This is a genomic window from Streptomyces sp. NBC_01268, assembly GCF_036240795.1.
Lineage (GTDB): Bacteria > Actinomycetota > Actinomycetes > Streptomycetales > Streptomycetaceae > Streptomyces.
The window spans coordinates 3,237,935-3,259,169 of record NZ_CP108454.1 but is presented as its reverse complement, the minus strand read 5'-3'; the positions used below and the strand labels follow the sequence as shown (position 1 = coordinate 3,259,169).

Below are 21,235 nucleotides of genomic sequence, written 5' to 3'. Positions count from 1 at the left end.
CTCCACCCCCACCGCACACCGTGGCGGCGGCACACCCCCCCCCGCCCCAGCGGTAGGCTGACCTGGCCCGAGACCGTCCGTACAACTACCCGCCACACAGCCGGTACCGCCCGAAGGGACCCGCACATGCCGCAGCTCGAAGCCGGCCTCCTGGAGATCCTGGCCTGCCCGGCCTGCCACGCTCCGCTCGACGACCGGACGGCGGAGGAGACCCCGGAGCTCGTCTGCACCGCAGCCGACTGCGGCCTCGCGTACCCGGTCCGCGACGGCATCCCGGTCCTGCTGGTCGACGAGGCTCGCCGCCCCGCGTAACGGGGCAGACCCCGAGGGAAGACCACGCCGGCCGGACGGCCGGTCCCGCTCCGACGACCGGAGGCCCGCGACATGCTCGACGAGTCACTCCTCGACGCACCGGAAGCCCTCGCCCTCGCCGACCGCCGCGGTCTGCTCCGCGGCGCGGCCGAGGCCGGTGCCCGGGTACGGACCGCCGCCCGGCACGCAGCCGAGGCCGGCATCTCGGAGCTCCGCCCCGAGGGCCGCCCCCGCGCCGTCCTCGTCGCGGGCCCCGGCACCGCCGCCGCGGGCGTCGCCGACCTGGTCGGCGCCCTGGCCGGCGCGGCGGCCCCGGTCATCCGCCTCGCGCCGACCGGCGTCGCCCCCGCGGCCGGCGCCCTGCGCTGGTCCCTGCCCGGCTGGGCCGGCTCGGTCGACCTGCTGCTGGTCCCGACGGCGGACGGTTCCGAACCGGGCCTGGCGCTCCTCGCCGAGCAGGCGTACCGCCGCGGCATCACCGTCGTGGCCGTCGCCCCCAAGTCCTCCCCGCTCGCCGAGGCGGTCGGCCGCTCCCGCGGCCTGCTCGTACCGATGGCGATGGCCCCGCACGAGACCGTCCCGGAGTACGGCGAGACGCTCGCCGCCAGCCCGGGCGCCCTGTGGGCCCTGTTCACGCCGCTCCTCGCCCTGCTGGACCGCGTCGGCCTGGTCGACGCCCCGCCCGAGGCGCTGGAGCAGGTCGCCGACCGCCTGGACCGTACGGCGGAACGCTGCGGGCCGGCCATCGCCACGTACGGCAACCCGGCCAAGACCCTGGCCGCCGAGCTCGCCGACTCGCTGCCGCTGATCTGGACCGAGGGCGAGGCCGCGGGCCCGGCCGGCCGCCGGTTCGCCGCCGTCCTCGCGGAACTCGCCGGCCTGCCCGCCCTCGCCGCCGAGCTCCCGGAGGCCATGCCGGCGCACGGCGTGCTGCTGGCCGGGGACTACGCGGCGGGCGCCGACCCCGACGACTTCTTCCGGGACCGCGTCGAGGAGCCGCAGGCCCTGCGCGCCCGGGTGGTCCTGCTCCGCGACCGCCCGACGGGCCGGGGCCGGGCGAACGAGGCCGGCCCGCCGGACGGCGCCCGCCCCGAAGGCCCGGGCCAGACGGGCCCCACGGGCCCCACGGGCCCCACCGGCCCGGCCGGTCCCATCGGCCCCGAAAGCCCCGTGGACCCCGAGACCGGCGCCCTCAGCGCGGCCCCCGCCGCGCGTGAGCTCGTCCTCGGGCACGGCACGGCCCTCAGCGAGCTGGAACCGGACGAGGGCACCGCGCTGGAGGCCCTGGCCGAGCTGCTCGCCGTGACGGACTTCGCCGCCGTGTACCTCTCCCTCGCCTCCGCGGGCCTGTCTCCCCGCTGAAACGCCCCGGCCCCATGACGCCCCGACCCCTCGCACAGCCCCACGTCGTACGCCGCACGCCGCGGACCCGGCTCCCAAGGAGCCGGCCCGCGGCCCCGTGACGCCCTCGAAGCCCCAGCAGCCCCCACGGCCCCCACGTCCATCCCCGCACCCACCGCACGGAAAGGGCTGGAAGCCCCATGGACCGCCTCGCCAACACCGTCCGCCCCTACGCCTGGGGTTCCACGACGGCCATCCCGGAGCTGCTCGGTACCACCCCCACCGGCGAGCCCCAGGCCGAGCTGTGGATGGGCGCCCACCCCGGCGCCCCGTCCCGCACCGGCCGCGGTCCCCTGAACGAGGTCATCGCCGCCGACCCCGTGCGCGAACTCGGCCCGGCGGCCGTCGAGAGGTTCGGCCCCGGTCTCCCCTTCCTGTTCAAGATCCTCGCCGCGGGCGCCCCGCTCTCCCTCCAGGTCCACCCCGACCTCGCCCAGGCGCGCGAGGGCTTCGCCGCCGAGGAGGCCGCGGGCATCCCGCTCGACGCGCCGCACCGCAACTACAAGGACGCCAACCACAAGCCCGAACTCATCTGCGCGCTCACGCCGTTCCACGGCCTGTGCGGCTTCCGCGACCCCGTCGAGGCCGCCGACACGATCGCCGCCCTCGGCGTGGACTCCCTCAAGCCGTACGTCGACCTCCTCCACGCCCACCCGGTGGAGGCCGCGCTGCGCGAGGTCCTGACGGCGCTCCTCACCGCCGACCGCGAGGAGATGGCGCACACGGTCGCCGAGACGGCCGCCGCCGCCGGGCGCCTGGGCGGCGCGCACGCCCCGTACGCCCAGATCGCCCACCACTACCCGAACGACCCCGGCGTCATCGCGGCGATGCTGCTCAACCCGGTCACCCTCCAGCCCGGCGAGGCGATGTTCCTCGGCGCCGGAGTGCCGCACGCGTACCTCGACGGGCTCGGCGTCGAGATCATGGCCAACTCCGACAACGTGCTGCGCTGCGGCCTCACCCCCAAGCACGTCGACGTCCCCGAACTCCTTCGGGTGGTCCGCTTCGAGCCGATGGACCCGGGCATCCTGCGCCCCGAGGCGTCCCCGGCGGGGGAGGAGGTCTACGACACCCCCATCGACGAGTTCCGCCTCTCCCGTTTCGTACGGCCCGAGGGCGCCGCCCCCACCGGCCTCACCGCCCCCACCCCGCAGATCCTGCTCGCCACCGCGGGCCGCCCCGTCGTGGCCGGGACGCCGCTCTCGCCCGGCGAGTCCGTGTTCGTGCCGGCGGGCGAAACGACCGAACTGTCCGGTACGGGAACGGTCTTCCGTGCCACCGTCGTGGCCTGATGCGACAATGACCGGCCGAACGACGGCAGTAGGGCAGCAGGGCCGCAGGCCGTAGCACCGACGAAGGGAACACGTACACCCATGAGCGCGTCAGGCGGAACCAAGGCGATCGTGGCGGCGCTCGCCGCCAACCTCGCGATCGCCGTAGCCAAGTTCGTGGCGTTCCTCTTCAGTGGTTCGTCCTCGATGCTCGCCGAAGCCGTCCACTCCCTGGCCGACTCCGGCAACCAGGGCCTGCTCCTCCTCGGCGGCAAGCGCGCCCAGCGCCAGGCCACCCCGCAGCACCCCTTCGGCTACGGCCGCGAGCGGTACATCTACGCCTTCCTCGTCTCCATCGTGCTCTTCTCCGTCGGTGGCATGTTCGCCATCTACGAGGGCTACGAGAAGATCAAGCACCCGCACGCGATCGAGGCCTGGTACTGGCCGGTCGGCGTCCTCCTCTTCGCGATCGTCGCCGAGTCCTTCTCCTTCCGGACCGCGATCAAGGAGTCGAACCAGCTCCGCGGCAACCTGTCGTGGAAGGACTTCGTGCGCCGGGCGAAGGCCCCCGAGCTGCCCGTCGTCCTCCTGGAGGACCTCGGCGCCCTCGTCGGTCTCGTCCTCGCCCTCGGCGGCGTCGGCCTGGCCCTGCTGACCGGCAACGGCGTCTGGGACGGCATCGGCACCGTGTGCATCGGCGTGCTGCTCGTCGCCATCGCGATCGTCCTCGCCGGCGAGACCAAGTCGCTGCTGCTCGGCGAGTCCGCCGGCATCGAGGACGTGCAGCGGATCGAGGCGGCGGTCGTCGACGGCGACACCGTCACCCGCCTCATCCACATGCGCACGCTCCACCTCGGCCCCGAGGAGCTGCTCGTCGCGGCCAAGATCGGCGTCGAGGGCGGCGACAGCGCCACCAAGGTCGCCGACGCGATCAACGCGGCCGAGGCGCGCATCCGCGAGGCCGTCCCGATCGCCCGGGTCATCTACCTGGAGCCGGACATCTACAGCGAGAAGGCGGCCACGCCCAAGGACGCCTGACGGCCCCGCCGTACGAACGCCACATGGAGAGGCCCCGGACCTGACGACAGGTCCGGGGCCTCCCCACGTGCGGGGCCCGCGGGATGCCCGGCCTGTGGCGGGCGGGCGAGCGGGCTGCCGGCGCTGCGGCGGCCGGGCCCGCGGACTGCGGGGGCTGTGGCGGCCGGGCCCGCGGACTGCGGGGGCTGTGGCCACCGGGATGGCGGAAATGCCGGGTGGCCGGGCTAGTGGATCTCGCCGAGCAGGCGCAGGATCCCCGCCTCGTCGGGCGCTTCGAGCAGGCGCTCGCGGAAGTGCGCGTCCATCAGCTTCCGGGAGAGCAGCGCCAGGATCCGCAGGTGCTCGTCCCCGGCGGCGGCCTCCGGCACCGCGATCATGAAGATCAGCCGGGCCTTCGTCCCGTCGAGCGAGCCCCACTCCACACCCTCCGGCGACCGGGCGAACCCGACGACCGGCGCGGTGACCGCGTCCGTCTTGGCGTGCGGGATGGCGATCTGCTCGCCGAGCCCGGTCGTGCCCTGGTCCTCCCGCGCGAACGCGGTCCGCACGAGCCCGTCGAGGTCGGTGACCTTGCCGGTGCGCGCCAGCAGCGCCGCCATCTCGCGGATCGCCGCGTCCTTGTGATCGGCGCCGAGCCGCACCTTCACGGTCTCCCCGGTCAGATACCCGGACAGCACCTCGCCCCCGTCACCCGGCGGCACGGGAAGCACTCCGGTTCCGGCGCCCGCTCCGACACCGGTGCCGGCTCCTGTTCCTGCTCCGGCCTGTGCTCCGACCCCGGTCCCCGCTCCGACGCTGGCTCCGGCTCCGGCTCCGGCTCCGACTCCGGCTCCGGCTCCGGCTCCGGCTCCGGCGAGCGCGGGCTCGGCGTGGGGTGCGGGCACGCCGACGCCCGCCGCCTCGGGCGCCCCGGCGGGCGCGAGGGCGGCAGCCCCCTGGCCGCGCCGCTCCCGGATCTCGATGAGCGCGTTGGTGGTGAGCGCGGTGACGACCGTGCCGGCGGCGACGGCGAGGAAGAACATCGGCACCCCGCCGACCGCGCCCAGCACGGCGACGATCGGACCGCCGTGCGGCACGGCGTCCGTCACCCCGGCGAGTCCGGCGAGCGCACCGGCGACGGCGCCGCCCAGCATGTTCGCGGGGATCACCTGCGCGGGCCGGGCGGCGGCGAACGGGATCGCGCCCTCCGAGATGCCGAAGAGCCCCATGAAGAGCGAGGCCATGCCGGTCTCGCGCTCCTGCTCGGTGGAGAGCTTGCGGCGCATCAGCGTCGCGAGGCCCTGGCCGAGCGGCATCACGGGGATGGCGGCGGCGCACATGCCCATGACGGTCTGGTTGCCGGTGGCGATGAGCCCGGCGCCGAAGAGGAACGCGGTCTTGTTGACCGGCCCGCCCATGTCGAACGCGATCATCAGCCCGAGGATCGCCCCCAGCAGGACCGCGCTGGTGCCGGTCATCCCGCCGAGCCAGCCCGTCAGGTGCTCGAACACCCAGGAGATGGGCTGCCCGATCACGTAGACGAAGAACAGCCCGAGCGCCGTCGTCGCGACGATGGGGATCACGATGATCGGCATGATCGGCCGGACGAACCTCGGCACCCGGACCTTCTTGATCCACAGCACCAGATAGCCCGCGAGGAAGCCGGTCACGATCGCGCCGATGAAGCCCGCGCCCGCCTCGGAGTGGTAGAGCGAGCCGTCGTTGGCGATCCAGCCGCCGATCATGCCGGGCACCAGCGCGGGCCGGTCCCCGATGGCGTACGCGATGTACCCGGACAGGATCGGCACCATCAGCTTGAAGCCGATGACCCCGATGTTGTTGACGTCCATCCAGAAGGAGTCGCTCGGGATGACCAGGCCCTCGGGCGTCGCGTGGCCGCCGAGCGCGAGCGAGATCGCGATCAGCAGCCCGCCCACGACGACGAACGGGATCATGTACGAGACGCCGTTCATCAACGCCTTGTACGCGAGGCTCCGCTCCTTGCCGCCTCCGCCTCCGCCTTCGCCCGCGGCGCCGCCTCCGCCCGCGCCTCCGCCTCCGCCCGCGGCGCCGCCCGACGGGCCGGCCGCTCCGCCGCTCCCGCCGGCGCCCTGGACGGGCGCGCCGCGCACCTCCTCGATGAGCCGCTCGGGATGGCGGATGCCCTCGGCGACCCCGACCGCGAGCACCCGCTTGCCGGCGAACCGGCTGCGGTCCACGTCCTTGTCGGCGGCGATGATGATTCCGTCCGCCTCTCTGACATCGTTGTCGGAGAGAACGTTCTCGGCCCCGATCGAGCCCTGGGTCTCCACCTTGATCTCCACACCGAGCGCCTCCGCGGCCTGCGCCAGCTTCTCGGCCGCCATGTAGGTGTGGGCGATACCCGTCGGACACGCGGTCACCGCGAGCAGCCTCGGCTTCCGCCGCCCACCCGCCGAACCGGTCACGAGCTCTTCCTCACGCGCGTCTCCTCTTGCCCGTCCGGACGTCGTCGCTCCGGATTCCCGAGCATCGTCTCCCGCCCCGCAGGGGTGTCAAAAGTCCATAAGGCCCTGAATGGGCAGGTCTCTGGACCCTTTGTCGAGGCTGGATCCAGCCGAATCCCGGACCGGGGTGGACTGTGGGTCGCTGCGCCGATCGGTGTAGATTCGTGACCAGCCAGACGTCGCTGCTGATGGCGGTCGGGCGGTCCGTGTACGGACCGGCCGAGGGAGAGAGGGCCTCCGACGACTGCACCGCGGGAGCAACCCGGGCATTCCTATGCCCGCGTGGCCCACCACCGCGGTGCCAGGTGCCCACTCGAACCCTCGAACCCGAATCCACGAGGAGCAGCTCCAGTCATGACGACTGTCGCCAAGCAGGACTTCAAGGTCGCCGACCTCTCCCTGGCCACCTTCGGCCGCAAGGAGATCACCCTCGCCGAGCACGAGATGCCCGGCCTGATGTCGATCCGCCGCGAGTACGCCGAGCAGCAGCCGCTCGCCGGCGCCCGGATCACCGGCTCCCTGCACATGACCGTGCAGACCGCCGTCCTCATCGAGACCCTGGTCGCCCTCGGCGCCGAGGTCCGCTGGGCCTCCTGCAACATCTTCTCCACCCAGGACCACGCCGCCGCGGCCATCGCCGTCGGCCCGAACGGCACCCCGGAGAACCCCCAGGGCGTCCCGGTCTTCGCCTGGAAGGGCGAGACCCTGGAGGAGTACTGGTGGTGCACCGAGCAGGCCCTCACCTGGCCGAACACGCCCACCGGCGGCCCGAACATGATCCTGGACGACGGCGGTGACGCCACCCTCCTCGTCCACAAGGGCGTCGAGTTCGAGAAGGCCGGCTCCGCGCCGGACCCGTCCACCGCGGACAGCGAGGAGTACGGGTACATCCTGACGCTCCTCAACCGCACCCTCGGCGAGAGCCCGCAGAAGTGGACCCAGCTCGCCTCCGAGATCCGCGGCGTGACGGAGGAGACCACCACCGGTGTCCACCGCCTGTACGAGATGCAGCAGGCCGGCTCCCTGCTCTTCCCGGCGATCAACGTGAACGACGCCGTGACGAAGTCGAAGTTCGACAACAAGTACGGCTGCCGCCACTCCCTGATCGACGGCATCAACCGCGCCACCGACGTCCTCATCGGCGGCAAGACCGCCGTGGTCTTCGGCTACGGCGACGTCGGCAAGGGCTGCGCCGAGTCCCTCCGCGGCCAGGGCGCCCGCGTCATCGTCACCGAGATCGACCCCATCTGCGCCCTCCAGGCGGCGATGGACGGCTACCAGGTCGCGACCCTGGACGACGTCGTCGAGACGGCCGACATCTTCATCACCACGACCGGCAACAAGGACATCATCATGGCCGCCGACATGGCCAAGATGAAGCACCAGGCCATCGTCGGAAACATCGGCCACTTCGACAACGAGATCGACATGGCCGGCCTGGCCAAGATCGACGGCATCGTCAAGGACGAGGTCAAGCCGCAGGTCCACACCTGGACCTTCCCCGACGGCAAGGTCCTGATCGTGCTGTCGGAGGGCCGCCTGCTCAACCTGGGCAACGCGACCGGCCACCCGTCCTTCGTGATGTCGAACTCCTTCGCGGACCAGACCCTGGCCCAGATCGAGCTCTTCACCAAGCCGGAGGAGTACCCGACCGACGTCTACGTGCTGCCGAAGCACCTGGACGAGAAGGTCGCGCGCCTCCACCTGGACGCCCTCGGCGTCAAGCTCACGACCCTCCGCCCGGAGCAGGCCGCCTACATCGGCGTCCAGGTCGAGGGCCCGTTCAAGCCCGACCACTACCGCTACTGATGAACCGGCACCGGGCGTCCGTGCACTGACGCCCGGGTGCCCGGCACACCCGTAGAACAGCAGGCAGGCCCCCGCACCCCCGTGTCGGGGGCCTGCCTCGTCTCCAACCGGCTCACAGCTCCAGGAAGCACTCCGAGGACCCATGCCCCGCGGCCGTTATTCGCTCCATGACCCGCACGATCACACCCCCCTCGGTGAAGAGCACTTCAGCTGCGCGCCCGGCCCGTCCGGCTGGCGCTACGTCTCACGGACCACCACCCCCTCCGGCGACCCCGCCGGCTCCGTCGACCTGGCCATCGACGAACTGGGCCGCCCCATCCGGCTCGAACTCCACTCCGCGGACTGGCAGGTACGCGGTGCCGCCATCGACGGCGTCACCTGGGTCCGCACCGACCCCACCGGAACCCACGCCACCGAAGGCAATGTGCGCGCCCACGCCTTCACCGGCACGTCCCCGGCGTTCCTCGTCGCGATCTCCCGGCTCCTGCGGCTCACCCCCGATTCCCCCGAGACCCGCGTCCGGCTCGTCGCCTTCACGGATCCCGTGCTCGCCCCCCTGACGGTCGACCAGTCCTGGGCCCTGCTGAAGAGTGAAGCGCACGCCACTGACAACGGCCCCCTGACCGTGGACGAGTACCAGGTCAGCACCCTCGACACGGGGGAGCGGCACACCGTCCACCTGGCCGGCGACGTGGTCCTCTCGGCCCCCGGCATCGAGCTCGAGGACCTGGACACCCCACCGTCGGTCTTCTGACGGATCCCGCCCCGGCCTCGACGGCCTTCCGACCTCAGGCCGGAGGCGCGAACCCGGTGGCGGGCGGGCCGGGAGGGGCGGAGGCGGGCGCGGACGGAGCGGGCTCAGGCGGGACGGGCAGGGGAGCCGGAGCAGGAGCAGATCCAGCTGCCGTGGCCTGGGCTTGGACCGATGCCGATGCCGATGCCGATGCCGATGCCGGAGCCGACGCTGCCGGGTACGCCCCCGGCGCCGCGCCGGGCATCCGGCCGTACCCCGTGCCGTACCCCGGCCCCTGTGTCGGCGCGAACGCCCGCCGGGCGTCCCGGGCCTGCCGCTCCGCGACGACACCGGCCAGGAACGCGGCCGCCGGCACCCCCGGCGGCGGAGGCGTCCCGGTCCGCGCCACCAGCTCGTCGGCGAGCCGCTCCGCGAGCTGCCGCCCGATCGCGGGATCCAACTGCATCATCCGCGTCAGGTACTGACGTATCTCCAGCCACAGCGCGTCCGGCACGGCGGACAGGTCGAGCCCGGTGAACCGGCCGACGAGCCACGGCGGGGGCGGCGGCACCGCGGTGTTCGGCGCGGACGCGACCCGCTCCCGGACCACCAGCGTCCCTGCGAAGACGTCGCCGATCCGCCGCCCGCGCTCGGACACCAGCGAGGCGATGCACGCGACGATCCCGAAGGTCATCAGGATCTCCACGACCCCCATCGCCCCGCGCATCAACGCGTGCCGGAACCGGATCGGCCCGCCGTCGTCCCGCACCACCCGCAGCCCGCAGGCCAGCTTCCCCAGCGACCGCCCGTGCGACATCGTCTCCACGGCGATCGGCGCCCCGACGAGGACCAGCAGGAAGGACACGATCGATATCGCCATCGCGGCGGCCTCGTCCAGCGACGCCGTCGCCAGCGCGAGACCGAGGCTGATCAGCAGATACGCGAACCAGATCACGACGAGATCGATGAGCAGGGCCAGCGCCCGGCTCGGCAACCGCGCCGGCTGCAACCCCAGTACGACGGCATCCCCCGTCACCACCCCGCTCACGCCGCCCACCCTTCGTCGACCTGCCGAACCCCGTCCGAACGCCAGTCTGCCAAGCTGATCCGCAGCGCGCCGCAGTAGTACGGACCGTACGCACCCAGTGCCTGGAGCAGCAGCCGATCATGGACCTCGACGTCTTCGTCACCGCACACCGAGCCGAGTGGGACCGCCTCGATCACCTCCTGCGCCGGGGTCGCCGTCTCGGCGGCGCCGAGGCCGACGAACTCGTCGCCCTCTACCAGCGCACGGCCACCCACCTCTCGCTCATCCAGACCAGCGCCCCCGACCCGCTGCTCACGGCCCGCCTCACCCAGCTCGTGGCCCGCGCCCGCGCCACCGTCACCGGCACCCGCCGCGCCTCCTGGCGCGACGCGGTCACCTTCCTGACGACGGGCTTCCCTGCCGCGGTCTACCGTTCCCGCCACTGGTGGGTGCCCACGGCCCTCGTCTCGACCCTGCTCGCGGCCCTGATCGGCTGGTGGATCGGTACGCACCCCGAGGTACAGGCCGCGATCGGCGCACCGGCCGAGCTGCGCGAGATGACCCGCCCCGGCGGCCAGTACGAGACCTACTACTCCAGCCACCCGGCGGCGTCCTTCGCGGCCCAGGTCTGGACGAACAACGCCCAGGCCGCCGCCACCTGCCTGGTCCTCGGCGCGTTCCTCGGCATCCCGGTGCTCGGCATCCTCTTCCTCAACATGCTGAACCTCGGCGTCGGCATAGGCCTGATGGCCGGTGCGGGCCGCCTCGACGTGTTCCTCGGCCTGGTCCTGCCGCACGGCCTCCTGGAACTGACCGCCGTCTTCGTCGCCGCCGGTACGGGCCTCCGCCTCGGCTGGACCGTGATCGACCCGGGCCCCACCACGCGGCGAGCGGCCCTCGCCCAGCAGGGCCGTGCGGCGATCGGCATGGCCATCGGCCTCGCCCTGGTCCTTTTCGTCTCGGGCCTGATCGAGGGCTTCGTGACTCCGTCCGGTCTGCCGACCTGGGCCCGCATCGCCATCGGTATCGCCGCTGAGCTGGCATTTCTCGCGTACGTCTATGTACTCGGCGGACGGGCCGCCCGAGCCGGTGACACGGGCGATGTCGAGGAGGCCGACCGAAGCGCGGAACTGCCGACGGCGGCCTGACGCACCCGTCGCCGTCGATGTGCGGAGCACCCCGCTGACCTGCTAGTCTCCTCTTCGCCCGCAAAACCCGTTGACACGGGTGGCGTGGGGAGGTAGATTCAAACGGTTGCCTGGAGCTGGACAAGCTCGGGGTTGACGCGTTAGACTCTCTCTCGCTCCGGTCGGAATTCTCCGATGGTGGAGCCACCCCGATTCCTTATCCGAATCAAGAAGCCACCGATTAGGTCGGCGGAAATGAATCTGATAAAGTCGGAATGCGCCGGAAGGCCCCGAGAAAAACAAATCGGGACCGGAAAGCACCGAGGAAATCGGATCGGAAAGATCTGATAGAGTCGGAAACGCAAGAACGAAGGAAGCGCCCGGAGGAAAGCCCGAGAGGGTCAGTACAAAGGAAGCGTCCGCACCTTGAGAACTCAACAGCGTGCCAAAAATCAACGCCAGATTAGTTGATACCCCGTCCATCTTCGGATGGTCGAGGTTCCTTTGAAAAAGTCCACCCCACGGGGTGGCACACAGCGAGGACGCTGTGAACAGTCGGCCACATTCCGGCATGACTGTTCCGCTCAACGCGAGTGTAGAGCCGGATTACCGGCAAACATTCACGGAGAGTTTGATCCTGGCTCAGGACGAACGCTGGCGGCGTGCTTAACACATGCAAGTCGAACGATGAAGCCCTTCGGGGTGGATTAGTGGCGAACGGGTGAGTAACACGTGGGCAATCTGCCCTTCACTCTGGGACAAGCCCTGGAAACGGGGTCTAATACCGGATAACACCGGCCTCTGCATGGGGGCTGGTTAAAAGCTCCGGCGGTGAAGGATGAGCCCGCGGCCTATCAGCTTGTTGGTGAGGTAACGGCTCACCAAGGCGACGACGGGTAGCCGGCCTGAGAGGGCGACCGGCCACACTGGGACTGAGACACGGCCCAGACTCCTACGGGAGGCAGCAGTGGGGAATATTGCACAATGGGCGAAAGCCTGATGCAGCGACGCCGCGTGAGGGATGACGGCCTTCGGGTTGTAAACCTCTTTCAGCAGGGAAGAAGCGAAAGTGACGGTACCTGCAGAAGAAGCGCCGGCTAACTACGTGCCAGCAGCCGCGGTAATACGTAGGGCGCAAGCGTTGTCCGGAATTATTGGGCGTAAAGAGCTCGTAGGCGGCTTGTCACGTCGGGTGTGAAAGCCCGGGGCTTAACCCCGGGTCTGCATCCGATACGGGCAGGCTAGAGTGTGGTAGGGGAGATCGGAATTCCTGGTGTAGCGGTGAAATGCGCAGATATCAGGAGGAACACCGGTGGCGAAGGCGGATCTCTGGGCCATTACTGACGCTGAGGAGCGAAAGCGTGGGGAGCGAACAGGATTAGATACCCTGGTAGTCCACGCCGTAAACGTTGGGAACTAGGTGTTGGCGACATTCCACGTCGTCGGTGCCGCAGCTAACGCATTAAGTTCCCCGCCTGGGGAGTACGGCCGCAAGGCTAAAACTCAAAGGAATTGACGGGGGCCCGCACAAGCAGCGGAGCATGTGGCTTAATTCGACGCAACGCGAAGAACCTTACCAAGGCTTGACATATACCGGAAAGCATTAGAGATAGTGCCCCCCTTGTGGTCGGTATACAGGTGGTGCATGGCTGTCGTCAGCTCGTGTCGTGAGATGTTGGGTTAAGTCCCGCAACGAGCGCAACCCTTGTCCTGTGTTGCCAGCATGCCCTTCGGGGTGATGGGGACTCACAGGAGACCGCCGGGGTCAACTCGGAGGAAGGTGGGGACGACGTCAAGTCATCATGCCCCTTATGTCTTGGGCTGCACACGTGCTACAATGGCCGGTACAAAGAGCTGCGATGCCGCGAGGCGGAGCGAATCTCAAAAAGCCGGTCTCAGTTCGGATTGGGGTCTGCAACTCGACCCCATGAAGTCGGAGTTGCTAGTAATCGCAGATCAGCATTGCTGCGGTGAATACGTTCCCGGGCCTTGTACACACCGCCCGTCACGTCACGAAAGTCGGTAACACCCGAAGCCGGTGGCCCAACCCCTTGTGGGAGGGAGCTGTCGAAGGTGGGACTGGCGATTGGGACGAAGTCGTAACAAGGTAGCCGTACCGGAAGGTGCGGCTGGATCACCTCCTTTCTAAGGAGCACAGTACCGATTGCAGGCAAACGTTCTGCACGGTCAGCTCATGGGTGGAACGTTGATTAGTTGGCGCGATTCTTCAGAGTCTCCTGTTAGTACTGCTTCGGCGTGGAACACGGGAAGGACCGAGAGGGTCGCGCTTGGCACGTTGTTGGGTATCTGAGGGTACGGCCGGTTGGTCGAACCTTCGCGATGCCGGCCCCAGTGAACTCACCGTGTAGATGGTGGGGTGATGGGTGGCTGGTCGTTGCTTGAGAACTACACAGTGGACGCGAGCATCTGTGGCCAAGTTTTTAAGGGCGCACGGTGGATGCCTTGGCACCAGGAACCGATGAAGGACGTGGGAGGCCACGATAGTCCCCGGGGAGCCGTCAACCAGGCTTTGATCCGGGGGTTTCCGAATGGGGAAACCCGGCAGTCGTCATGGGCTGTCACCCATGCCTGAACACATAGGGCATGTGGAGGGAACGAGGGGAAGTGAAACATCTCAGTACCCTCAGGAAGAGAAAACAACCGTGATTCCGGGAGTAGTGGCGAGCGAAACCGGATGAGGCCAAACCGTATGCGTGTGAGACCCGGCAGGGGTTGCGCATGCGGGGTTGTGGGATCTCTTTTTCACAGTCTGCCGGCTGTGAGACGAGTCAGAAACCGTATGGATAGGCGAAGGACATGCGAAAGGTCCGGCGTAGAGGGTAAGACCCCCGTAGCTGAAATTCATGCGGCTCGTTTAAGAGACACCCAAGTAGCACGGGGCCCGAGAAATCCCGTGTGAATCTGGCGGGACCACCCGCTAAGCCTAAATATTCCCTGGTGACCGATAGCGGATAGTACCGTGAGGGAATGGTGAAAAGTACCGCGGGAGCGGAGTGAAATAGTACCTGAAACCGTGTGCCTACAAGCCGTGGGAGCGTCGGACATAGCTTGCTATGTCTCGTGACTGCGTGCCTTTTGAAGAATGAGCCTGCGAGTTTGCGGTGTGTTGCGAGGTTAACCCGTGTGGGGAAGCCGTAGCGAAAGCGAGTCCGAATAGGGCGATTCAGTAGCACGCTCAAGACCCGAAGCGGAGTGATCTAGCCATGGGCAGGTTGAAGCGGAGGTAAGACTTCGTGGAGGACCGAACCCACCAGGGTTGAAAACCTGGGGGATGACCTGTGGTTAGGGGTGAAAGGCCAATCAAACTCCGTGATAGCTGGTTCTCCCCGAAATGCATTTAGGTGCAGCGTCGTGTGTTTCTTGCCGGAGGTAGAGCACTGGATAGGCGATGGGCCCTACCGGGTTACTGACCTTAGCCAAACTCCGAATGCCGGTAAGTGAGAGCACGGCAGTGAGACTGTGGGGGATAAGCTCCATGGTCGAGAGGGAAACAGCCCAGAGCATCGACTAAGGCCCCTAAGCGTACGCTAAGTGGGAAAGGATGTGGAGTCGCAGAGACAACCAGGAGGTTGGCTTAGAAGCAGCCACCCTTGAAAGAGTGCGTAATAGCTCACTGGTCAAGTGATTCCGCGCCGACAATGTAGCGGGGCTCAAGCGTACCGCCGAAGTCGTGTCATTGCAGCAATAGGGCCAACGCCCGCTGTGATGGGTAGGGGAGCGTCGTGTGCCGGGTGAAGCAGCCGCGGAAGCGAGTTGTGGACGGTTCACGAGTGAGAATGCAGGCATGAGTAGCGATACACACGTGAGAAACGTGTGCGCCGATTGACTAAGGGTTCCTGGGTCAAGCTGATCTGCCCAGGGTAAGTCGGGACCTAAGGCGAGGCCGACAGGCGTAGTCGATGGACAACCGGTTGATATTCCGGTACCCGCTTTGAAACGCCCAATATCGAGCCCATTAATGCTAAGGCCGTGAAGCCGCCCTGGAGCCTTCGGGCAAAGGGGAGTGGTGGAGCCGCTGACCCAAGGTGGTAGTAGGTAAGCGATGGGGTGACGCAGGAAGGTAGTCCAGCCCGGGCGGTGGTAGTCCCGGGGTAAGGGTGTAGGCCGTGTGGTAGGCAAATCCGTCACACATTAAGGCTGAGACCTGATGCCGAGCCGATTGTGGTGAAGTGGATGATCCTATGCTGTCGAGAAAAGCCTCTAGCGAGTTTCATGGCGGCCCGTACCCTAAACCGACTCAGGTGGTCAGGTAGAGAATACCGAGGCGTTCGGGTGAACTATGGTTAAGGAACTCGGCAAAATGCCCCCGTAACTTCGGGAGAAGGGGGGCCACGTCTGGTGATCGGATTTACTCCGTGAGCTGGGGGTGGCCGCAGAGACCAGCGAGAAGCGACTGTTTACTAAAAACACAGGTCCGTGCGAAGCCGTAAGGCGATGTATACGGACTGACGCCTGCCCGGTGCTGGAACGTTAAGGGGACCGGTTAGCTCTGTTTCGACAGGGCGAAGCTGAGAACTTAAGCGCCAGTAAACGGCGGTGGTAACTATAACCATCCTAAGGTAGCGAAATTCCTTGTCGGGTAAGTTCCGACCTGCACGAATGGCGTAACGACTTCTCGACTGTCTCAACCATAGGCCCGGTGAAATTGCACTACGAGTAAAGATGCTCGTTTCGCGCAGCAGGACGGAAAGACCCCGGGACCTTTACTACAGTTTGATATTGGTGTTCGGTTCGGCTTGTGTAGGATAGGTGGGAGACTTTGAAGCCGTGACGCCAGTCATGGTGGAGTCGCCGTTGAAATACCACTCTGGTCGTGCTGGATGTCTAACCTCGGTCCGTGATCCGGATCAGGGACAGTGTCTGATGGGTAGTTTAACTGGGGCGGTTGCCTCCCAAAGGGTAACGGAGGCGCCCAAAGGTTCCCTCAGCCTGGTTGGCAATCAGGTGTTGAGTGTAAGTGCACAAGGGAGCTTGACTGTGAGACCGACGGGTCGAGCAGGGACGAAAGTCGGGACTAGTGATCCGGCGGTGGCTTGTGGAAGCGCCGTCGCTCAACGGATAAAAGGTACCCCGGGGATAACAGGCTGATCTTCCCCAAGAGTCCATATCGACGGGATGGTTTGGCACCTCGATGTCGGCTCGTCGCATCCTGGGGCTGGAGTCGGTCCCAAGGGTTGGGCTGTTCGCCCATTAAAGCGGTACGCGAGCTGGGTTTAGAACGTCGTGAGACAGTTCGGTCCCTATCCGCTGTGCGCGTAGGAATATTGAGAAGGGCTGTCCCTAGTACGAGAGGACCGGGACGGACGAACCTCTGGTGTGCCAGTTGTCCTGCCAAGGGCATGGCTGGTTGGCTACGTTCGGGAGGGATAACCGCTGAAAGCATCTAAGCGGGAAGCCTGCTTCGAGATGAGTATTCCCACCTCCTTGAGAGGGTAAGGCTCCCAGTAGACGACTGGGTTGATAGGCCGGATGTGGAAGCCCAGTAATGGGTGGAGCTGACCGGTACTAATAGGCCGAGGGCTTGTCCTCAGTTGCTCGCGTCCACTGTGTTAGTTCTGAAGTAACGAACTCGCCCCCTGAGGGGTGCGGCTTGAGTTCAACTTCATAGTGTTTCGGTGGTCATAGCGTTAGGGAAACGCCCGGTTACATTCCGAACCCGGAAGCTAAGCCTTTCAGCGCCGATGGTACTGCAGGGGGGACCCTGTGGGAGAGTAGGACGCCGCCGAACAATCATTGTGGGAAAGCCCCGCACCATTCATGGTGCGGGGCTTTTCTGCGTTTACGGCCAGTTCGGCGACCCCTGTTCACATACCCCTGCGGGGCTCGGCTCCCTACGGGGAGCCCGGAGCCCCACAGAGGTATGTGTCAGAGTCGGCCGGCGGCCTTCAGGGCCAGGTAGGCGTCCGCGAGGGCGGGGGCCAGGTCGTCCGGCGTCGCGTCCACGACGGTGACTCCGTGACGCTGGAGCTGTTCCGCGGTGCGGAGACGCTGAGCCTGGGCCTGCGTGGCGGCCGCGGCCTCGTAGACGCCGTCGAGCGTGCCGCGGGCGCCGGCCATGCGGGCGATGTGCGGATCGGCGACGGAGGCCACCAGCACCGTGTGGCGCTGGGTGAGCTGCGGCAGGACGGGGAGGAGGCCCTCCTCGACCGGAGCCGCCTCCAGACCCGTGAGCAGGACGATCAGGGAGCGGCGGGGAGCGCGCGCGAGCGCGGTGGCCGCCAGGCCGCGGGCGTCGGTCTCGACCAGCTCCGCTTCGAGCGGTGCCAGAGCGTCGACCACGGCGGGCAGCACGTCGCTCGCGGAACGGCCCTGGACCTGGGCGCGGAGGCGCCGGTCGTAGGCCAGGAGGTCCACGCGGTCGCCGGCGCGCGCGGCCAGGGCGGTCAGAAGGAGCGCGGCGTCCATCGAGGCGTCGAGGCGGGGGACGTCGCCGACGCGGCCGGCCGAGGTGCGGCCGGTGTCGAGGACGATGAGGATGTGCCGGTCCCGCTCGGGCCGCCAGGTGCGGACGGCGACGGTGGTCCGGCGGGCGGTGGCCCGCCAGTCGATCGAGCGGGTGTCGTCCCCGGGGACGTACTCGCGGAGGCTGTCGAACTCCGTGCCCTCACCGCGCGTCAGGACACTGGTCCGGCCGTCCAGTTCACGCAGCCGGGCCAGACGTGACGGCAGGTGCTTGCGGCTGGCGAACGGCGGCAGGACCCGGACCGTCCACGGCACCTCGTGGTTGCCCTGGCGGGCGGCGAGGCCGAGCGGGCCGTACGAGCGGACGGTGACGCGCTCGGCGCGGTGGTCGCCGCGGCGGCTGGGGCGCAGGGTCGTGGCGAAGCGGCGTCGCTCGCCGGCCGGGACCGTCAGCTTCTGGCGCGCGGGGGTCTGCGTGCTGCTCGGGGGCCAGGCGTCGCGGAGCCGGGCGCGCAGGCGGCGGCGGGACCGGTTGGTGACCGTGAGCTGGACGTCCGCGCCGTCACCCAGTCGAACGCTTGTATCACCACTTCGGGTGAACTGGAGCGTTCTCACTGGCGCGGCAAGCGCGTAGTCGCACAGAATTGCCAGCGAGAGGGGCGCGTTCACCGCGAGCATCCCCGTCCAACTGGGGGCGAGGATGCCGACGGGGAGCGATCCGAGGGCGGCGAGCAGCGCGGTTCGTCCGGTGAGGGCCATGGGGCGCCGTTCTCAGCGGGGTACGGGGACGTGGGCGAGGATCGAGTTGATGACGGAGTCGGAAGTGACTCCCTCCATCTCGGCCTCGGGCCGCAGTTGGACGCGGTGACGGAGGGTCGGCAGGGCCAGGGCCTTCACATCGTCCGGGGTGACGTAGTCCCGGCCGGTGAGCCAGGCCCAGGCGCGGGCCGTGGAGAGCAGGGCGGTGGCTCCTCGGGGGGAGACGCCGAGAGTGAGCGAGGGGGATTCACGCGTGGCACGGCAGATATCGACGACATAGCCGGCGATCTCGGGGGAGACCGCCACCTTGGCCACGGCCTCGCGGGCGGCCTCGAGTTCGGCGGGGCCGGCGACCGGGCGGACACCGGCGGCCTTCAGATCGCGGGGGTCGAAGCCCTCGGCATGACGCGTCAGGACGCTGATCTCGTCCTCGCGTGAGGGCAGCGGGACCGTCAGCTTGAGCAGGAAACGGTCGAGTTGGGCCTCGGGCAGGGGATAGGTGCCCTCGTACTCGACCGGGTTCTGGGTCGCGGCGACCAGGAACGGCTCGGGCAGCAGCCGGGGTTCGCCGTCCACGGTGACCTGACGCTCCTCCATGGCCTCCAGCAGCGAGGACTGGGTCTTCGGAGGGGTGCGGTTGATCTCGTCGGCGAGCAGCAGGTTGGTGAAGACCGGGCCGGGCTGGAAGGAGAACTCCGCGGTCCTGCTGTCGTAGACGAGCGATCCGGTGATGTCGGCCGGCATCAGGTCGGGGGTGAACTGGACGCGCTTCGTGTCGAGTTCGAGAGCGGAGGCGAGCGCCCGGACGAGGAGGGTCTTCGCGACGCCGGGGACGCCTTCGAGGAGGACGTGCCCCCGGCAGAGCAGGGCGACGACGAGACCGGTGACGGCGGGGTCCTGGCCGACCACGGCCTTACCGATCTCGGTGCGCAGGGCCTCCAGGGAGGCGCGTGCGCTGTCCGAGGTCGTGACGGTCTCGGGGGTCGGGGCGCTCATGAAGTGCGTACCTCTCTTTCGAGGGCGTCGAGTTGGTCCGCCAGGCGGATGAGGGCGGCGTCGTCGGCGGGAGCCGCGCCGAAGAGGAGGTCCCGGTGGTCCACGGCGCTCGTGGGGACCCGGGTGGAGAGTGCGGGGAGGAGGAGTTCGACCGCGTGGGCGTCCTGGACGGGGACGCCGAGGAGCGGGGCGATCCGGGTGCGGGTCGCGGTGCGCAGCACGGTGGCTGCGCGGTCGCGGGCGTCGGCCTTCCGGTAGAGGCGGGCGCGGCCCTCGGTGGCCTCGGAGGCGCGGACGGCGACCGGGAGGCGCTCGGGCACGAGGGGGCCGAGGCGGCGGGCGCGCCAGACGGCGGCGAGCACGGCCGCGACGGCGAGCTGCAGGGTGCCCCAGAGCCAGCCGGACGGGATCAGGTCGAGGAAGCCGGTGCCGGTGTCCTCGGTCTCGGCGTCGGCCGGGACATCGGCCAGGGAGGGGAGGTACCAGACGAGATGGGTCCGGGAGCCGAGGAGTTGCAGCGCGAGGGACGCGTTGCCCTGGTGGGCGAGGCGCTTGTTGGTGAGGAGTTCGGGGGAGCCGAGCAGGATGGTGTCGGCGGTGCCCTGGCCGGGGACACGGACCAGGGTCGGCAGGCCGTCGGCGTAGTAGCAGTTGTCGGCGGTGGTGTGGTCGGTGACGTAGCGCTCGCCGCCGAGGTCGACGCCGCCGGCGCGGGTCGCGGCGGTCAGCGTGCAGGCGGGTTTCCGGGCGGCCACCGGGGCGTCGCCACTGGTGGTGAGGCCGGGGACCAGGGTGCCGAGGGACGGGGTGCCGGCACCGAGGAGGACGGTGCGGGCTGCCGAGCCCTTCATCGCCGCGTACAGGGTGGACTGCTGGGTGTCGGTGAGCAGGTCCGGTGTGGTGACGAGCAGTGTGGTGTCCGCGCCGGTGGCGGCGGTGGCTCCGGCGAGGGTCGTGGTCACCTCGACGGAGACGCCCTGGGCCTTGAGGAGTTCGGCGAGGGCGCGGCTGCCGTAGGGGTCGGCCGAGCGCGGGTCGAGGCGGCCGTGGTGGTCGGACGAGTGCATGGTCGCGAGGACGAGGCCGCCGGTCAGGATGAGGGCGACGACCAGGAGGGCGCCGCGCGCGCGGGCCCAGATCTGGCGGGGGGTCAGCGAGGTCGAGGTGGCGCTGGCGGCCGGCCGGCTCATCGGGGGGCCTCCGTGAAGGCGGTGGCGGCGACGGCCGGTTCGAGGGACGGCTTGGTCCGCTCCACGGCGGTGTCCAGCTGCTCGACGCGCCGGTACGCGGGCTCGTCGGCGGTGCGGCCGCCGTATGTGACGTCGTCGAAGGCGCGGGCGGCGGATCGCAGACCGTCGGCGTGGGCCGGCAGCGACCGGCCGGCCTCCGCGGCCGCCTCGTCGGCGGTACGGCCGGGGCGCGGGTCGAGCAGGGCGCGCTCTTCGAGGGAGCGGACGATGGCCCGCATCCGCTCCTGGACGGCCTGGTTCCACTGGCCGGCGGCGGCGTGCCGGGTGGCGGCCGCGCGGTGTTCGGCGGCGGTCCGCGGGCCGTCGTCGAAGAGGGAGTCGCCGCCGGTGGAGGCGGGCGACCGGTGGGGGGTGCCGAGGCGCCACCACAGGGCGCCGATCACGGCGAGCACGACGATGACGATGGCCACGACGCCGACCACGCCCCCGGGGGTGACCCCGGAGGCCGAGTCGAAGAGGCGTCCGACCCAGTCCCAGAAGCGGTCGAGGCCGCGCTGGAGCAGGTTGGGATCGTTCTCGTGGTACATCGGTTTGGACAGTTCCCGCTCCGCCGCCTCCTGGGCGGGTATGCGGGGGATGTCCACCGGTACGTCGCCGGCCGTGCCCCCCGTGACCGTCACGCCA

At 69.0% G+C, this 21,235-nt stretch carries 13 protein-coding genes and 3 rRNA genes; 10 read left to right on the top strand and 6 right to left on the bottom strand.

Annotation, left to right across the window (positions count from 1 at the left end; genetic code table 11):
• Nucleotides 1-126: 126 nt before the first annotated feature.
• From OG309_RS14365 to OG309_RS14350, 4 genes are all read left to right on the top strand, one after another.
• Nucleotides 127-312, top strand: coding sequence for a Trm112 family protein (locus OG309_RS14365; protein WP_329421058.1), 186 nt, complete (start codon nt 127-129; stop codon nt 310-312).
• 72 nt (nt 313-384) lie between these two features.
• Nucleotides 385-1,674, top strand: coding sequence for an SIS domain-containing protein (locus OG309_RS14360; protein WP_329421057.1), 1,290 nt, complete (start codon nt 385-387; stop codon nt 1,672-1,674).
• Between the two features lie 179 nt (nt 1,675-1,853).
• Nucleotides 1,854-3,005: a mannose-6-phosphate isomerase, class I gene (manA, locus tag OG309_RS14355; protein WP_329421056.1), complete on the top strand. Its 1,152-nt coding sequence runs from the start codon at nt 1,854-1,856 to the stop codon at nt 3,003-3,005.
• 81 nt (nt 3,006-3,086) lie between these two features.
• A complete protein-coding gene (locus OG309_RS14350; RefSeq protein ID WP_329421055.1) occupies nt 3,087-4,022 on the top strand; it encodes a cation diffusion facilitator family transporter in 936 nt (311 codons plus the stop codon).
• Nucleotides 4,023-4,246: 224 nt separating this feature from the next.
• Here OG309_RS14350 and OG309_RS14345 read toward each other — a convergent pair whose 3' ends face one another.
• Entirely contained in the window at nt 4,247-6,367 is a 2,121-nt protein-coding gene (locus tag OG309_RS14345; RefSeq protein WP_443067634.1) for a fructose-specific PTS transporter subunit EIIC, read from the bottom strand.
• A 474-nt stretch (nt 6,368-6,841) separates the two neighbouring features.
• Between OG309_RS14345 and ahcY the strand changes: the two genes are divergently transcribed.
• Complete coding sequence (ahcY, locus tag OG309_RS14340) at nt 6,842-8,296, top strand: adenosylhomocysteinase (RefSeq protein WP_329421052.1); 1,455 nt, start codon at nt 6,842-6,844, stop codon at nt 8,294-8,296.
• A gap of 142 nt (nt 8,297-8,438) precedes the next feature.
• Nucleotides 8,439-9,050: a hypothetical protein gene (locus OG309_RS14335; RefSeq protein ID WP_329421051.1), complete on the top strand. Its 612-nt coding sequence runs from the start codon at nt 8,439-8,441 to the stop codon at nt 9,048-9,050.
• A 34-nt stretch (nt 9,051-9,084) separates the two neighbouring features.
• Here OG309_RS14335 and OG309_RS14330 read toward each other — a convergent pair whose 3' ends face one another.
• Nucleotides 9,085-10,077, bottom strand: coding sequence for an RDD family protein (locus tag OG309_RS14330; RefSeq protein WP_329421050.1), 993 nt, complete (start codon nt 10,075-10,077; stop codon nt 9,085-9,087).
• A gap of 119 nt (nt 10,078-10,196) precedes the next feature.
• Between OG309_RS14330 and OG309_RS14325 the strand changes: the two genes are divergently transcribed.
• From OG309_RS14325 to rrf, 4 genes are all read left to right on the top strand, one after another.
• Nucleotides 10,197-11,204: a stage II sporulation protein M gene (locus OG309_RS14325; RefSeq protein ID WP_329421048.1), complete on the top strand. Its 1,008-nt coding sequence runs from the start codon at nt 10,197-10,199 to the stop codon at nt 11,202-11,204.
• A gap of 598 nt (nt 11,205-11,802) precedes the next feature.
• A 16S ribosomal RNA gene (locus OG309_RS14320) occupies nt 11,803-13,328 on the top strand.
• Between the two features lie 286 nt (nt 13,329-13,614).
• Nucleotides 13,615-16,733: ribosomal RNA gene (locus OG309_RS14315) — 23S ribosomal RNA — on the top strand.
• 82 nt (nt 16,734-16,815) lie between these two features.
• Nucleotides 16,816-16,932: ribosomal RNA gene (rrf, locus tag OG309_RS14310) — 5S ribosomal RNA — on the top strand.
• Together the 16S, 23S and 5S rRNA genes form the textbook arrangement of a ribosomal RNA operon.
• 137 nt (nt 16,933-17,069) lie before the next feature.
• Here the strand turns inward: rrf and OG309_RS14305 are convergent.
• Genes OG309_RS14305 through OG309_RS14290 form a run of 4 tightly spaced genes read right to left on the bottom strand, consistent with a single transcriptional unit; the run spans nt 17,070 to nt 21,231 of the window.
• Nucleotides 17,070-18,365 (bottom strand): DUF58 domain-containing protein, encoded by a 1,296-nt coding sequence (locus tag OG309_RS14305; RefSeq protein ID WP_329421046.1) that lies wholly within the window; start codon nt 18,363-18,365, stop codon nt 17,070-17,072.
• Nucleotides 18,366-18,377: 12 nt separating this feature from the next.
• Nucleotides 18,378-19,361 (bottom strand): AAA family ATPase, encoded by a 984-nt coding sequence (locus OG309_RS14300; RefSeq protein WP_329421044.1) that lies wholly within the window; start codon nt 19,359-19,361, stop codon nt 18,378-18,380.
• Nucleotides 19,358-20,551: a DUF4350 domain-containing protein gene (locus tag OG309_RS14295; protein ID WP_329421042.1), complete on the bottom strand. Its 1,194-nt coding sequence runs from the start codon at nt 20,549-20,551 to the stop codon at nt 19,358-19,360. The genes OG309_RS14300 and OG309_RS14295 overlap by 4 nt, the downstream gene beginning before the upstream one ends.
• Nucleotides 20,548-21,231, bottom strand: coding sequence for a DUF4129 domain-containing protein (locus OG309_RS14290; RefSeq protein WP_329421041.1), 684 nt, complete (start codon nt 21,229-21,231; stop codon nt 20,548-20,550). Before OG309_RS14290 ends, OG309_RS14295 begins: the two co-directional genes overlap by 4 nt.
• Nucleotides 21,232-21,235 lie beyond the last annotated feature (4 nt).

Coding starts and splice junctions, on each gene's coding strand:
- OG309_RS14300 (WP_329421044.1), bottom strand. CDS start 19,361: ATGAGCGCCCCGACCCCCGAGACCGTCACGACCTCGGACAGCGCACGC.
- OG309_RS14305 (WP_329421046.1), bottom strand. CDS start 18,365: ATGGCCCTCACCGGACGAACCGCGCTGCTCGCCGCCCTCGGATCGCTC.
- OG309_RS14295 (WP_329421042.1), bottom strand. CDS start 20,551: ATGAGCCGGCCGGCCGCCAGCGCCACCTCGACCTCGCTGACCCCCCGC.
- OG309_RS14325 (WP_329421048.1), top strand. CDS start 10,197: ATGGACCTCGACGTCTTCGTCACCGCACACCGAGCCGAGTGGGACCGC.
- OG309_RS14335 (WP_329421051.1), top strand. CDS start 8,439: ATGCCCCGCGGCCGTTATTCGCTCCATGACCCGCACGATCACACCCCC.
- OG309_RS14345 (WP_443067634.1), bottom strand. CDS start 6,367: ATGGCGGCCGAGAAGCTGGCGCAGGCCGCGGAGGCGCTCGGTGTGGAG.
- ahcY (WP_329421052.1), top strand. CDS start 6,842: ATGACGACTGTCGCCAAGCAGGACTTCAAGGTCGCCGACCTCTCCCTG.
- manA (WP_329421056.1), top strand. CDS start 1,854: ATGGACCGCCTCGCCAACACCGTCCGCCCCTACGCCTGGGGTTCCACG.
- OG309_RS14360 (WP_329421057.1), top strand. CDS start 385: ATGCTCGACGAGTCACTCCTCGACGCACCGGAAGCCCTCGCCCTCGCC.
- OG309_RS14365 (WP_329421058.1), top strand. CDS start 127: ATGCCGCAGCTCGAAGCCGGCCTCCTGGAGATCCTGGCCTGCCCGGCC.
- OG309_RS14350 (WP_329421055.1), top strand. CDS start 3,087: ATGAGCGCGTCAGGCGGAACCAAGGCGATCGTGGCGGCGCTCGCCGCC.